The 10,149-nt window shown below is 68.2% G+C and carries 18 protein-coding genes and 2 tRNA genes; 4 read left to right on the top strand and 16 right to left on the bottom strand.

The features are described 5' to 3' along the window. The first annotated feature begins 74 nt into the window (after positions 1 to 74). Together DI005_RS16220 and DI005_RS16215 are read left to right on the top strand one after the other, a co-directional pair. Positions 75 to 164: transfer RNA gene (locus DI005_RS16220), tRNA-Ser, on the top strand. Between the two features lie 57 nt (positions 165 to 221). Beyond that, positions 222 to 294, top strand: a tRNA-Arg gene (locus tag DI005_RS16215). Positions 295 to 360: 66 nt separating this feature from the next. Here the strand turns inward: DI005_RS16215 and xerC are convergent. The 16 genes from xerC to DI005_RS16155 all read right to left on the bottom strand — a co-directional run bounded on the left by xerC (position 361) and on the right by DI005_RS16155 (position 8,333). Continuing rightward, a complete protein-coding gene (gene xerC / locus DI005_RS16210) occupies positions 361 to 1,503 on the bottom strand; it encodes a tyrosine recombinase XerC (protein ID WP_113642695.1) in 1,143 nt (380 codons plus the stop codon). Then, positions 1,503 to 1,679 (bottom strand): AlpA family transcriptional regulator, encoded by a 177-nt coding sequence (locus DI005_RS16205; RefSeq protein ID WP_113642694.1) that lies wholly within the window; start codon positions 1,677 to 1,679, stop codon positions 1,503 to 1,505. Before DI005_RS16205 ends, xerC begins: the two co-directional genes overlap by 1 nt. Continuing rightward, complete coding sequence (locus DI005_RS16200; protein ID WP_113642781.1) at positions 1,651 to 3,021, bottom strand: replication initiator; 1,371 nt, start codon at positions 3,019 to 3,021, stop codon at positions 1,651 to 1,653. The genes DI005_RS16205 and DI005_RS16200 overlap by 29 nt, the downstream gene beginning before the upstream one ends. A 102-nt stretch (positions 3,022 to 3,123) precedes the next feature. Further along, positions 3,124 to 3,816, bottom strand: a complete 693-nt coding sequence (locus DI005_RS16195; RefSeq protein WP_113642693.1) for a DUF2637 domain-containing protein — start codon at positions 3,814 to 3,816, stop codon at positions 3,124 to 3,126. Between the two features lie 7 nt (positions 3,817 to 3,823). Next, positions 3,824 to 4,072: a hypothetical protein gene (locus DI005_RS16190; protein WP_113642692.1), complete on the bottom strand. Its 249-nt coding sequence runs from the start codon at positions 4,070 to 4,072 to the stop codon at positions 3,824 to 3,826. 3 nt (positions 4,073 to 4,075) lie between these two features. Beyond that, entirely contained in the window at positions 4,076 to 4,492 is a 417-nt protein-coding gene (locus DI005_RS16185) for a hypothetical protein (RefSeq protein WP_113642691.1), read from the bottom strand. Then, positions 4,492 to 4,719: a hypothetical protein gene (locus DI005_RS16180; protein WP_113642690.1), complete on the bottom strand. Its 228-nt coding sequence runs from the start codon at positions 4,717 to 4,719 to the stop codon at positions 4,492 to 4,494. Before DI005_RS16180 ends, DI005_RS16185 begins: the two co-directional genes overlap by 1 nt. Positions 4,720 to 4,735: 16 nt before the next feature. Continuing rightward, positions 4,736 to 4,960 carry a hypothetical protein gene (locus DI005_RS16175; RefSeq protein WP_113642689.1) on the bottom strand — a complete coding sequence of 75 codons (225 nt, stop codon included), beginning with the start codon at positions 4,958 to 4,960 and terminating at the stop codon, positions 4,736 to 4,738. Continuing rightward, positions 4,960 to 6,327 carry an FtsK/SpoIIIE domain-containing protein gene (locus tag DI005_RS16170; RefSeq protein WP_113642688.1) on the bottom strand — a complete coding sequence of 456 codons (1,368 nt, stop codon included), beginning with the start codon at positions 6,325 to 6,327 and terminating at the stop codon, positions 4,960 to 4,962. The genes DI005_RS16175 and DI005_RS16170 overlap by 1 nt, the downstream gene beginning before the upstream one ends. Before the next feature lie 100 nt (positions 6,328 to 6,427). Next, a complete protein-coding gene (locus DI005_RS16165) occupies positions 6,428 to 6,610 on the bottom strand; it encodes a hypothetical protein (protein ID WP_113642687.1) in 183 nt (60 codons plus the stop codon). A gap of 1 nt (position 6,611) precedes the next feature. After that, entirely contained in the window at positions 6,612 to 6,875 is a 264-nt protein-coding gene (locus DI005_RS16160) for a hypothetical protein (protein WP_113642686.1), read from the bottom strand. Positions 6,876 to 6,879: 4 nt separating this feature from the next. After that, positions 6,880 to 7,050, bottom strand: coding sequence for a hypothetical protein (locus DI005_RS38215; RefSeq protein ID WP_158559817.1), 171 nt, complete (start codon positions 7,048 to 7,050; stop codon positions 6,880 to 6,882). Positions 7,051 to 7,053: 3 nt separating this feature from the next. Beyond that, positions 7,054 to 7,221 carry a hypothetical protein gene (locus DI005_RS38210; protein ID WP_158303284.1) on the bottom strand — a complete coding sequence of 56 codons (168 nt, stop codon included), beginning with the start codon at positions 7,219 to 7,221 and terminating at the stop codon, positions 7,054 to 7,056. Beyond that, a complete protein-coding gene (locus DI005_RS39465; protein ID WP_255565707.1) occupies positions 7,218 to 7,343 on the bottom strand; it encodes a hypothetical protein in 126 nt (41 codons plus the stop codon). The genes DI005_RS38210 and DI005_RS39465 overlap by 4 nt, the downstream gene beginning before the upstream one ends. Positions 7,344 to 7,445: 102 nt before the next feature. After that, positions 7,446 to 7,610, bottom strand: coding sequence for a hypothetical protein (locus DI005_RS38205; RefSeq protein WP_158559816.1), 165 nt, complete (start codon positions 7,608 to 7,610; stop codon positions 7,446 to 7,448). A 345-nt stretch (positions 7,611 to 7,955) separates the two neighbouring features. After that, positions 7,956 to 8,333: a hypothetical protein gene (locus DI005_RS16155; RefSeq protein WP_113642685.1), complete on the bottom strand. Its 378-nt coding sequence runs from the start codon at positions 8,331 to 8,333 to the stop codon at positions 7,956 to 7,958. A gap of 135 nt (positions 8,334 to 8,468) precedes the next feature. Between DI005_RS16155 and DI005_RS16150 the strand changes: the two genes are divergently transcribed. Together DI005_RS16150 and DI005_RS16145 are read left to right on the top strand one after the other, a co-directional pair. Beyond that, positions 8,469 to 9,326 (top strand): GntR family transcriptional regulator, encoded by an 858-nt coding sequence (locus DI005_RS16150; RefSeq protein WP_233520160.1) that lies wholly within the window; start codon positions 8,469 to 8,471, stop codon positions 9,324 to 9,326. Beyond that, positions 9,323 to 10,006 carry an HAD family hydrolase gene (locus DI005_RS16145; RefSeq protein WP_113642684.1) on the top strand — a complete coding sequence of 228 codons (684 nt, stop codon included), beginning with the start codon at positions 9,323 to 9,325 and terminating at the stop codon, positions 10,004 to 10,006. Before DI005_RS16150 ends, DI005_RS16145 begins: the two co-directional genes overlap by 4 nt. Positions 10,007 to 10,149: the final 143 nt, after the last annotated feature.

Genomic DNA, 10,149 nt, shown 5'->3' with positions numbered 1-10,149 from the left:
AGCGCGTTGGCCGGGGGTGCTTTGCCGGGGGTTCGATGGCGTGTGTACTCTATGACAGCAGTGGTCGCGACCTGGGAGGCTTCGCCTAGTCTGGTCTATGGCGCCGCACTGCTAATGCGGTTGGGGGTAACCCCCCCTCCCGGGTTCAAATCCCGGAGCCTCCGCCGGGGCTCGGCCTAGCCGAGCACCACCCCGACCCCGGTCGGGAACAACTGAACACTGCGCCCGTAGCTCAACGGATAGAGCATCTGACTACGGATCAGAAGGTTAGGGGTTCGAATCCCTTCGGGCGCGCATCTTGGCTGGTAGAGAAGGTGTGGAGTGATGGTCGGAAGATCATCCCCACACCTTTCCCACATCTTATGAGTCATCCTCTCCGATCACGCTGAGCAACTTGGCGACCTTCGGGCTGGCCTGGTTGCGCCCGAAGTAGGTGTCCTGCGTCATGCTCACCCGCTTGTGCCCGAGCTGGTCGGCGATCTCCCGCACGGTCAGCCCCGCGTCGTCGAGCAACGTGGCGGCCGTCTTGCGGAAGTTGTGACTCGTCACCCAGTCGAAGCCGAGCGGGTTCATGGCGTCGCGGAGATCTGCGTTCGTGTTCGAGCGATCGCGGAGCTTGCCGAGCTGCGAGGGGAACACCACGTTCCAGTCGTTCTCCACGACCTCACGAGCCGCGAGCAGAACCACCAGCCACGGCGGCAGGTGAAGCTTGCGCCAGCCGGACTGGCTCTTCGGCTTCGGCTGCAGGATCAGGCCGACGCCCTTCTTGCGCACGACTGTCGCCCGGATTTCCACGGTGCCCGCCTCCAGGTCGAGGGCATCCCATGTCACCGCGAGCACTTCACCGATCCGCATGCCCGTGCCGAGCATGAAGTCCACCAGTGCGGGCACGTCCCGGTCCACGGCCTTCTCGTCCTGCCTCAGGCCACCCCGAAGTGCTCGGACCTCCTCCAGGCTCAGCGACCGCGCGTCCTTGCGTTCCACGGTGATCGGGGAGACGTCGCGCATCGGGTTGTGGTCGATGGCCTCGTGACGAGTCGCCAGTCCCATAACACCGCTCAGCACGGTTTTGGCGTGCTTTGCCGCCGAAGGCCCGGTCTTGTCCCGTACGGACGACAGAAAGCGATCAGCCACACCTACGGTCAATTCGCGGACTCGCAGGCCGCCCACCGAGGGGATCACATGCAGCCGTAGAGCGTCGTCGTACGCGTCGACGGTGGAAGCGGCCTTGCCCTGACGCTTCACTTCATCGAACCAGAGTGTGCACACTTCGCGGATCATCGTGTCGGCGGTGATCTCGCCGTGGCCGCTCATCCGTGCCCGATCTCGTAGAGCCTCGATGAGCCTGCGCTCGGCCTTCGCTCCGGTCTCGCCGAAGCGTTCTACGGGGCGCGTCACGCCGTCGTAGTCGCGATACTTCGCCATTGCACGCCAGGTCTTCGGTCCGAGCTGATAGCGACGGATCTTGCCCCAGGTGCCGAGGGGCAGCGGTGGTCGGCCCATCAGGCGGCCCCCTGTTGTTCGATCCAGGCGTCGACATCGGCCGGGCGGTAGCGGACGTGTTTGCCGATGCGGCGGCCGGTGGGGCCGTAGCCCTTGCTGCGCCATTGGTAGAGGGTGTTTTTGGGGATGCCGAGGTAGTCGGCGAGGTCATCGATGGTCAGGAGTTTGCTGTTCACGGTGGTATTCCTTTGCGTACTTGGATTTGCGGTCGTCGCGGATGCGTTGGGCGATGGCGGCGGCGAGTTCGCGTTCGGCGTCGTCGCGGTAGCCCGCGCCGTGGAAGGTCCAGTCGTTGACCACGGCCACGGTGTCGGCGCGGTCGTCGAGGCCGAGGCGGTGGAGGGTTTCGGCGAGCCGGTAGGCGCGGCGGTCGCCCCGGATGGTTTTGAAGGTGGTGGAGTAGGCGCGGGATTTGGTGAGGAAGTGGCCCCGGAAGGCGAGCATGTGCGCCCAGCGCCGCAGGTTCAGCTCTTCGTAGGCCGGGAGGTCGCCGAGGTCCCAGGCGGTCTGGATGATCCGCCGGTGATGCTCGCTGACTTTGAGGTGGTCGATGTCGCGTTGCGAGCGGATCGGCCGGTCAGCGGCCTCAGTTTTGCCGGTGCCTTTGGTGGCGTACTTGGCGATGTAGGCCGCCAACCGAGCCTCGCTGATCTGCCCGGCCTCGTCCTCGAAGTCGTCGGCCCCGCTGGGCTGGATCGCGCGCACGTCGACTTGGGCACCCCACATCAGCGTGTCTCGGGTGCCGTCCGGGCGGGCCACGCTCAGCACCACCGCCCCAGCGGCCGCCAGAATGGCGTCGTCGAGGAGGTCGGGATGCGCCCACGGCGGGGCCGGTGAGGTGGCGCCGTCGGGGCCGTCGAGGCGGATCACGGCGTGGAAGTGCACCAGGCCGCGTCGCTGGTATTCGGCGACCTTGCCGTAGGACAGCCGGGCGTGCTCGCCGAAGTCGCGGGCGCGGATTCCGGCGCGTTTGGCGATCTCCCGGCGTAGCCGCATGGTGAAGCGCTGCCAGAGGATTCCGGCGTGGGCTTGCCAGAGCACCGCCCCGGTGTAGTCGTAGCCGCCGGGGTCGAGGGGTGTGCCGACGCGGGGGTCGTCTTCGTGGTGGAACTCCCCACAGCGGCAGGGGATGCGTTTGCCGCGTGGGCTGGTGCGGGCGTGGTGGACGGGGCCGAAGGAGGGGGCGGTGAGGGTGACGAACGTGCGGGGCCGGTCGGTGACCGTCTGCGGGACGCCTTTGGTGCCGCCGATGAGTCCGGCGCGGATGAGGTGGAAGGCGTCGGCGGCGTAGCGGTCGGAGCAGGCGGGGCACACCGCGCTACGGCGGTTGCCGCAGGGGACGAAGATGTCCCCGCCGTGGTGGTGCAGCACCTGCCCGGTGGTGGCGTCGTGGAGCTGGTGGGCTCCGGCCAGCCGGATGGGGCGGGCGCAGCCGTTGACGGCGTGGACTTTGGCGCGCCAGTCGGCGTAGTCGGCCGCGCGGAGTCGGTGGGTGAGGCGTTGTTCCAGCGTGCGCATGAACAAGTGCCCTTTCTGTGTGGTGCAGCAAAAAGGCGGGGCGCAGCCATGGGTGGTTGGCCGTGCCCCGCTGGTTCTGGCGGGTGTCGTGCGGTGGTGCTGCTAGGTGGTGAGGGGGTGTCCGTTGCGGGGTGCGCGCTCGGCGAGCAGGCGGGCGGCCATCTCTTCGGGGACCTTGACGGCGCGGCGGATGTCGTCGGTGGTCAGCTCCCGCCCCTCTTCGGCGGCGTCGGCGGCGAGCGAGTCGAGGCGGGCGGCCATCGGCGCCGGGAGGCGTAGCCGCGGGGACTTGCCCGGCGCGGGTGGCGTGACCTGCACGGACGGCACGGTCGCAGCGGGTGCGGGTGGTTCCGGTGTCACGGTCTGGGGTTCGGCCGGCTGTTCCGTCGTGCCCGGGGTGGGGGTGCGGCGCATGAGGAGTTTGACCACGACGAGGAAGCCGAGGGCGGGCATGGCGGCGACGAGCCATCCGGCGGGGCTGGGTTCGGCGAGGGCGACTTGGGCGGTCATCTGGACGCCGAACCCGGCGACCAGCACCACCATCGGGAACGAGAGGCGGGAGGTGTGGCCGGTGCGGTGGTCGCGTTGGACCTCGAATCCGGCGACCACGACCATGCCTTCGATGACGATGGCGGTGGCCCAGGCGAGCCAGCCGGTTTGGCCGTGGTGGGTGGCCCATTCGTGGGTGTGGGTGAATCCGGCGGCGGCGCCGATGCCGCCGAGGATCACCGCGACGGTGATGCGGATGGTGTCCACCAGGCGGCCGGTGCGGGTGGGACTGTCCGTGGTGGACATGGGAAGGTCACCTCCAGTCGATGCCGTGCTGTTGCATGAAGATGTCGTGTTCGGTTTCGAACTCGGCGAGCCCGCAGCGGGCTTGCCAGACCAGCTCGTAGGCGCCGTGGGCGGCCGAGCGGATGCGGGCGGTGTAGTCGCTCCAGTAGGACTCCGGCAGATGGTCCGGGCAGGGTGCCCGCCGGTGCGCCAGCTCGGACAGGTCGGTGACGAGCTGATCGAGCCGGTCGTACAGCTCGTCGAGGTCGTCGTCCACGGCTCAGCTCCCGCCGAGGGGGTGCAGGTTGGCCCAGCGCTGCAGCATCGCCCGGCCGGTCTTGGTCAGGCGCAGCGGCAGGACGGGTTTGCGGACCACGCCGTGTAGCCGGGTGAGGGTGTCGCGGGGTGGGCAGCGTTCGACGTAGCCGCCGCCGAGCAGGTGGTGCACGATGTCCTCGTCGAGCGCGGCCCGGACGTGGCCCTCGTCGTCGAAGACCATCACGCGGTCGGTGTCGTCGAGCAGCCCGAACCGGCCGAGCTGCACCTCGGCCAGCACGTCCTTGGCCACCAGTGGGTTGGCCGGGGGCTTGCGGGTGCTCCGGCCGCGTGCCGGTGGGCACTGCCGAGCAGGCTGGGGCAGCGGTGCCGCCGAGGCCCCGCCGAACAGGTCGAGCTGGTCACGGTCGCGGCGGGGCATCACACACGCTCCCGCCGGATGCTGGTGATCTGGTGGTGATGCCCGGTGGCCTGCGAGCGCCATTCGCGGAACAGGCCCACCGAGATCACCACGTAGATCAGGACCGTGATGGTGGCGACCGGGACGAACGCCCACATGCTGGTGAGGGTGGCGCGTTCGATCACCACCGCCAGCAGCGCGACCACGGTCGTTTTGGTCCAGGTCCACAGGAAAGCCAGGGTCAACATCAGGTCTCCATTCCGGTTAGGCGCCGACGCGGCGCACGGTGTCCAGGGCCTCGGAGATCACGCCGAAGGCGTCGAGGACGGCCCCGTACTCGGGGTCGTCGACCGGGCCGATGTCGCCGGTCCAGTCGAGGCGACGTTCAACGTCCTGGCGCACCAGGAAGCACCAGTCCACGGCAGCCTCGTCGCAGGCGGCCTCCAGTAGCCGCACCACTTCGGCGTAGGCGTCTTCGCGGTGGCTCATCAGGCCACCACCGTCAAATGGCCGCTGCCCTGCCGTCCGGTGTGGACGAAGGTGACGAGTTGGTCGATCTCGGTGTCGTTGACGTAGGCGGCCCGCACGCGCAGGGGGACGCGGGTGCGTTCGCGGATGACGTAGCCGATTCCGGCGGTGCCCTCGTGGTTGGGGATCTCGTCCGCGATCGCCCCACGGAGCCGGGCGTTCTCGCCGAGGACCATGTCCACGTGGGCGGCGGCGGTGACCCGCAGGCAGATGCGGGTGGTGAACAGTTCCCGCACCGGCACGGTGTCCTTGGTGGGCTCCTGCACCAGCGCGGTCATGGTGTGGCCGGTGGCCCGGCCTTGTGAGCCGACGATGGCGAGCTGCTTACGCAGGTTCCGCGCAATACTGCCGTCGCCGTAGGCCAGCAGCGCCCCGATCTCGTCGACGATCAGCAGGTTCAACGGGGTCTCGCGGGACACGGTGATCTTGCGCTTGCCGTTGTCGGCGAAGGTCCGCTGCACGCTGCGGAGGTCGTCGACGAACTCGTCGACCAGCCCGGAGCACTCGTCTTCGGTGGCCGCGTAGCGGTAGGCGATGGAGGCGAGCTTGGCGAACTCCATCTGCTTGGGGTCGCACAACCACAACCGCACCAGCCCGTCCCGGATCAGCGGGGCGATCGCGCGGAGCTGCGACATGACGATCGAGTTCTTCCCGGCGCCGGTGGCCCCGGCGATGAAGGTGTGCTGCCCGAGCACCGGCAGCCGCCAGTCGTGGCCGTACTCGGTCTCCCCGACGTAGACGCTCTTGAGGTCCACCGCGTCGGCCTCGTAGGGCATCTCGGGGGCGTCGATGGTCTCGGTGAACGGCTCCGCCCGTTCGATCACCAGGCCGATGACGCCGGGTTTGACCCGCTCCACCGCGATCCGCTCCACCCGCAGCGCCTCCGTCAGCTCCGGGAGGCGGGCCTCGAACTGGCGGGCATGCTGCCCGGCCGGAATCTTCAACCACAGCGTGTCCACCGTGGGCGAGTAGGAGCGCACCCGGATGATGCGGGGAAAGCGTTCCTCCCCGGTCTTGCGGTGGATCGTGTACAGGTCGCAGGCCCGCAGCGCGGCGTGCCAGCGGGGGCCGAGATAGACCGACCAGCGGCGCCGCCAGGCCCGCATCCGAGGGGCGGCGTAGGCGTCGAAGGTGTCCGGATGCGCCCGGTACCAGCCACACAACGCCGCCGCCGTGCCGCCGACGATGCCGCCGGTGGTGGTCCAGCCCAACTCCAGCCCGGCCGTCACCGCCGCACCGGGGGTGAGGATGGCGCCGGGGTGGCGGGCGGTCCACACCGCCGCCTTGATCTCGCGGCCCATCGCGCGTTTCGACTGTGGGGTGTTCATGACGTGAGATGTCCTTCCCGTAAAACGAGACCGGCCCCACCACCCAGGTCAGCGGGTGCGGGGCCGGTCTCGCGTGTGTCGTGTGTCGTGGTCTGTGTGGTTAGTCCTGGATGGCGGCGCTGGCGTCCTGCAACTCCGCGGTGAGGCGGCCGACGGCGCGGGCGGCCCGGTCGTGGTGGGCTTTGAACCCCTCCTTGCGCACGGGGATGCCGTGCATGGCGCGCTTGAGCTGGGTCATCGCCGAGTGCAGGTCGTCGAGCACCCGGTCTACCTGGTGAGCCATGTCAGAGCCTCCAATCGCGGGAGATCAGCTCCCCCTCGTACTTGCGGGCCACCGCCCGCATCCGGTCCAGCTCGTCGAACGCCTTCGCCCGGAACCCGCGCAGCTCGTCCGGGGTGGCCACGGTGAACCCGCCCGGCATCGCGTCCTCATCCAGGGCGTCGATCAACTTGTCGATCTCGTCGAACTGCTGGGCCACCAGATCCATCGCCGCCACGAAGGAGGCGTAGTTCTGCTGCGCCCGCCGGTTCAATGCCGGAATCTGCATCCCGCTAGCTCCTGTCCTGGGTTGCGGCCACCAGCGCGGCGGCCGAGCGAAGGTCGGCGGTCAGGAACTTCACCGCGTTGCTCACCGCGACCCGGGTTTCGGTGTCCGGGTTGGAGGCGATGAACCGCCGATACTCGGTGTTCGCGGCGGTGATGATGGCCTGAATCTCCCGCATCACTCAGCCTCCGTTCCGGATCACGTGCTGGGCGTGGCGCAGGCCCTCGCAGAACCCCGCCTGCCACGCCAGATCACTCGTGGGTTCCGCCAGCGCGGTCTGCCGGTCGCGTTCCAGCAGCGAGGCCCACCGGCGGACCAGCCGGGCCACCTGCACCGGTCGCCTGCTCATGCCGCCGCCCTCCGGTTCGTCCACGTAATTCCGGCGAGCCCGAGCGCGACCGCGAGCAGCCCGGCCCAGGGCATCGCCACCGCCAAACAACCCACCAGCACCAATAAGAACACGTACGTCATCACTTTTTTTCTCCTACATTCGCCATTGCGCGCCGCACACATTGCACGTCGCTATTCCGGTCGGGGACAGCCAGAAATTCGCCGAACACACATGACCAGCCATCACGCACCCCGCTCCGCGCGTTCGCAGGGCTGGCACATTCGCTCGCCCCAGGTGATCCACACACCCTCGTGGTTCCCGGCCTCGAACACCGCGCCGCACAACATCACGGCCCTGCCGTCCCACCACGAGCGGAAGTCCAGAAGGTGCACCACACGCTCGTCCATCACGCACCCCGCTTCGGCCCGGTCGGGTCGTACGACGACAACCCGCCCCACGCGACCATCTCGCCCACCATTCGCCAACTCCCTTCACTCGAAACTGTTTGTGGTAAAACCCCAAGACCCCCGGAGAAATACATCCGGGAATCAAGGCGCGCCACCACAAAGGCGCGAATTTTTGGCATAGATCGGCCCACTCTGGAATTGTCAAAGAACACGAAAGCGCGCTGGCCCGACTCGAACGGGCGGCCCACCTACGACGGGGGAATCGCGAAAAGGCAGCGCTCCAGGGTGTTGATCTGCGGGGGCGGGGAACCCGCGACCGGTCACCCCACCGGTCCCGCAGCCGGACTACGCGGCGGACGACAGACCGCCCTGCCCGGCGAGCTTCACCGCCTCCGCCTTGAACCACAGCCCCGAGCCCGTGATCCGGCCCTCGTCGTTCGTGGTCTGCCACGTGTTCAACACCGGGTTGATCAGCTCCACGTACGAGCCTTCCTCGATCTCCTCGCCCGGCTCGCTCGCCACCGTCACCTTGATCTCCTCGCCCTTACCCGGGCGCTGCCCCGCCACCGGCCGAGGCTTGGCGAACAACATCACCACGAACGGCACCCGGCCCTCGCGGTCAGCCGCAGGCACCATCTCCCCGCCCTTCTCCCGCATCTTCATCGTCGGAGCCTCCGTGACCATGAACCGGTAACCGGAACTCACGAACGGGATGTCCTTCATGTCGTCCTCCGTGATCGCTTGTCGTCCTTGCTAGCTTGCCTAGCCATGTTCCAAGTTAGCCAGCATGGCTAGCCATGTCAAGTGGTTGCCTAGCCTGCCTAGCGAAGTGTCGGTGGCTGCCTCTACCCTTTCCGCATGAGCGAGCGCATGCACGGCCTTGATCCCGACGACCCCCGGCCGCCGTATCAGCAGGTCGCGAACGCTTTGCGCGCGGCGATCCTCACGCGGAAGTTGGGACCCGGGGACAAGCTGCCCTCAGGGCCGCAGCTCGCCGACAGGTACGGCGTCGCTCGCATGACGGTGCAACAGGCCATTCGCCTCCTCCGCGACGAAGGGCTTGTCGTGTCACGCCAGGGCAGCGGTGTCTTCGTACGCGAGCGCACGGAGCGCCCTGTCGGCCTGCGTCCCCACCTGGAACGGGCATTCGAAGAACCGGACGTGTCCGTCGACTTCGCGGGCTTCTCCGGTGAGACCTTGCACGGCGTGATCGCAGAGCCGTTGGACAACATCCGCGCTGGCCGCCTGCGCCCGAACTCGGTCTCCGTCCGGCTGCTCGTGCCCGACACCGCGATCCCGTGGTCGCTACCAGCCCGGGTCGACGACCTCCAGGACAGCCCGGCGTTCCGCAAGCGGGCCACCAAGATCATGGAGCGGCACACGCTGGCGATCGTGGACGCCGTCACCGAGCTGCGCGAGATGGGGTTGATCGAGAAGGCATCCGCCGAGGTGCGGGTCTATCCCGCCGTGCCCTTGTTCAAGCTCTACATCATCAACGACGCAGAGGTCTTCTTCGGCTACTACCCGGTGCAGGAACACACCGTCTCTCTCGAAGGCGAGCCAACGGCGATCTGGGACCTCATGGGCAAGGACGCCATTCTCTTCCACCACACGGCCGACGCCGACGAAGACACGATGGCATCGCAGTACGTGAAGCAGTCCCGCATGTGGTTCGACAGCATCTGGAACACCGTGGCCCGCGAGCTCCGATCATGACCGCCGTGGCGTCCGTCCTCGCGGAGCGGCGGCATGTGCTGCTCGATTTCGATGGGCCGGTGTGCGGCGTCTTCAGCGCGATCACCGATCGGGTCGTCGCCGATCGGCTACGTCGCCTGCTGCCTGGTGAACTCCCGGAGGAAGTCGCCGAGGCACATGACCCGTTCGACGTGCTCCGCTACGCCGCCGGTCTAGACGTCGACCTGGCGGCCGAGGTCGAAGCCGAGTTTCAGCGCCAGGAGTGCGCCGCCGTCGACGAGGCCGCACCCACACCGGGAGCGTTCGAGACGATCCACCGCCTCGCCGATGGTGGCCACGTCGTCACCATCGTCAGCAACAACTCCACGGAGGCGGTACGCCGGTTCCTGATACTCCACGAGTTGAGGAACCGGGTGCAGGGTGTCAGCGCCCGCAACGATGCCGACCCCGAGCACCTCAAGCCACAGCCCTACCTACTGCACCGGGCCATGCGACAGCAGTCGACCGAACCGGACCAATGTGTCATGGTCGGCGACTCGGTATCCGACATCCAGGCAGCCACAGCGGCAGGCGTCGCGGCGATCGGCTACGCCAACAAGCCAGGTAAGCGCGAGACCTTCCAGGCCCATCGCCCGGCCGCCATCATCGCCGACATGCACGAGCTGCGCGGCGCTCTGCACACCCGGGCCACCAGCACGTAGGAGCGCGGTTCGTCCACGGCGCGGAGCGTGTGTTCAGAGTTTCTTCTCTTGTTCAAGGCGGCCCCTGCGGGGCCGCTGGCCTGCTGCTCTTCTGCTCCGGCCGAGCCTGCGCGGGGCGTGCGGCTGGCGCCGGTCCCCGCGCA

Origin of the sequence: Prauserella sp. PE36 (genome assembly GCF_003311655.1) — a bacterium.
Classification (GTDB): Bacteria; Actinomycetota; Actinomycetes; order Mycobacteriales; family Pseudonocardiaceae; genus Prauserella_A; species Prauserella_A endophytica.
The sequence above is the reverse complement of the archived record's forward strand: the minus strand, read 5'-3'. Positions and strand labels throughout refer to the sequence as shown.

Bases quoted from the DNA above. Each gene is read 5' to 3' on its own strand.
- xerC (WP_113642695.1), bottom strand. From the start codon at position 1,503: ATGGGCCGACCACCGCTGCCCCTCGGCACCTGGGGCAAGATCCGTCGC.
- DI005_RS16200 (WP_113642781.1), bottom strand. From the start codon at position 3,021: ATGCGCACGCTGGAACAACGCCTCACCCACCGACTCCGCGCGGCCGAC.
- DI005_RS16195 (WP_113642693.1), bottom strand. From the start codon at position 3,816: ATGTCCACCACGGACAGTCCCACCCGCACCGGCCGCCTGGTGGACACC.
- DI005_RS16185 (WP_113642691.1), bottom strand. From the start codon at position 4,492: ATGCCCCGCCGCGACCGTGACCAGCTCGACCTGTTCGGCGGGGCCTCG.
- DI005_RS16180 (WP_113642690.1), bottom strand. From the start codon at position 4,719: ATGTTGACCCTGGCTTTCCTGTGGACCTGGACCAAAACGACCGTGGTC.
- DI005_RS16175 (WP_113642689.1), bottom strand. From the start codon at position 4,960: ATGAGCCACCGCGAAGACGCCTACGCCGAAGTGGTGCGGCTACTGGAG.
- DI005_RS16170 (WP_113642688.1), bottom strand. From the start codon at position 6,327: ATGAACACCCCACAGTCGAAACGCGCGATGGGCCGCGAGATCAAGGCG.
- DI005_RS16165 (WP_113642687.1), bottom strand. From the start codon at position 6,610: ATGGCTCACCAGGTAGACCGGGTGCTCGACGACCTGCACTCGGCGATG.
- DI005_RS16160 (WP_113642686.1), bottom strand. From the start codon at position 6,875: ATGCAGATTCCGGCATTGAACCGGCGGGCGCAGCAGAACTACGCCTCC.
- DI005_RS38215 (WP_158559817.1), bottom strand. From the start codon at position 7,050: ATGCGGGAGATTCAGGCCATCATCACCGCCGCGAACACCGAGTATCGG.
- DI005_RS38210 (WP_158303284.1), bottom strand. From the start codon at position 7,221: ATGAGCAGGCGACCGGTGCAGGTGGCCCGGCTGGTCCGCCGGTGGGCC.
- DI005_RS39465 (WP_255565707.1), bottom strand. From the start codon at position 7,343: ATGACGTACGTGTTCTTATTGGTGCTGGTGGGTTGTTTGGCGGTGGCG.
- DI005_RS38205 (WP_158559816.1), bottom strand. From the start codon at position 7,610: ATGGACGAGCGTGTGGTGCACCTTCTGGACTTCCGCTCGTGGTGGGAC.
- DI005_RS16155 (WP_113642685.1), bottom strand. From the start codon at position 8,333: ATGAAGGACATCCCGTTCGTGAGTTCCGGTTACCGGTTCATGGTCACG.
- DI005_RS16150 (WP_233520160.1), top strand. From the start codon at position 8,469: ATGAGCGAGCGCATGCACGGCCTTGATCCCGACGACCCCCGGCCGCCG.
- DI005_RS16145 (WP_113642684.1), top strand. From the start codon at position 9,323: ATGACCGCCGTGGCGTCCGTCCTCGCGGAGCGGCGGCATGTGCTGCTC.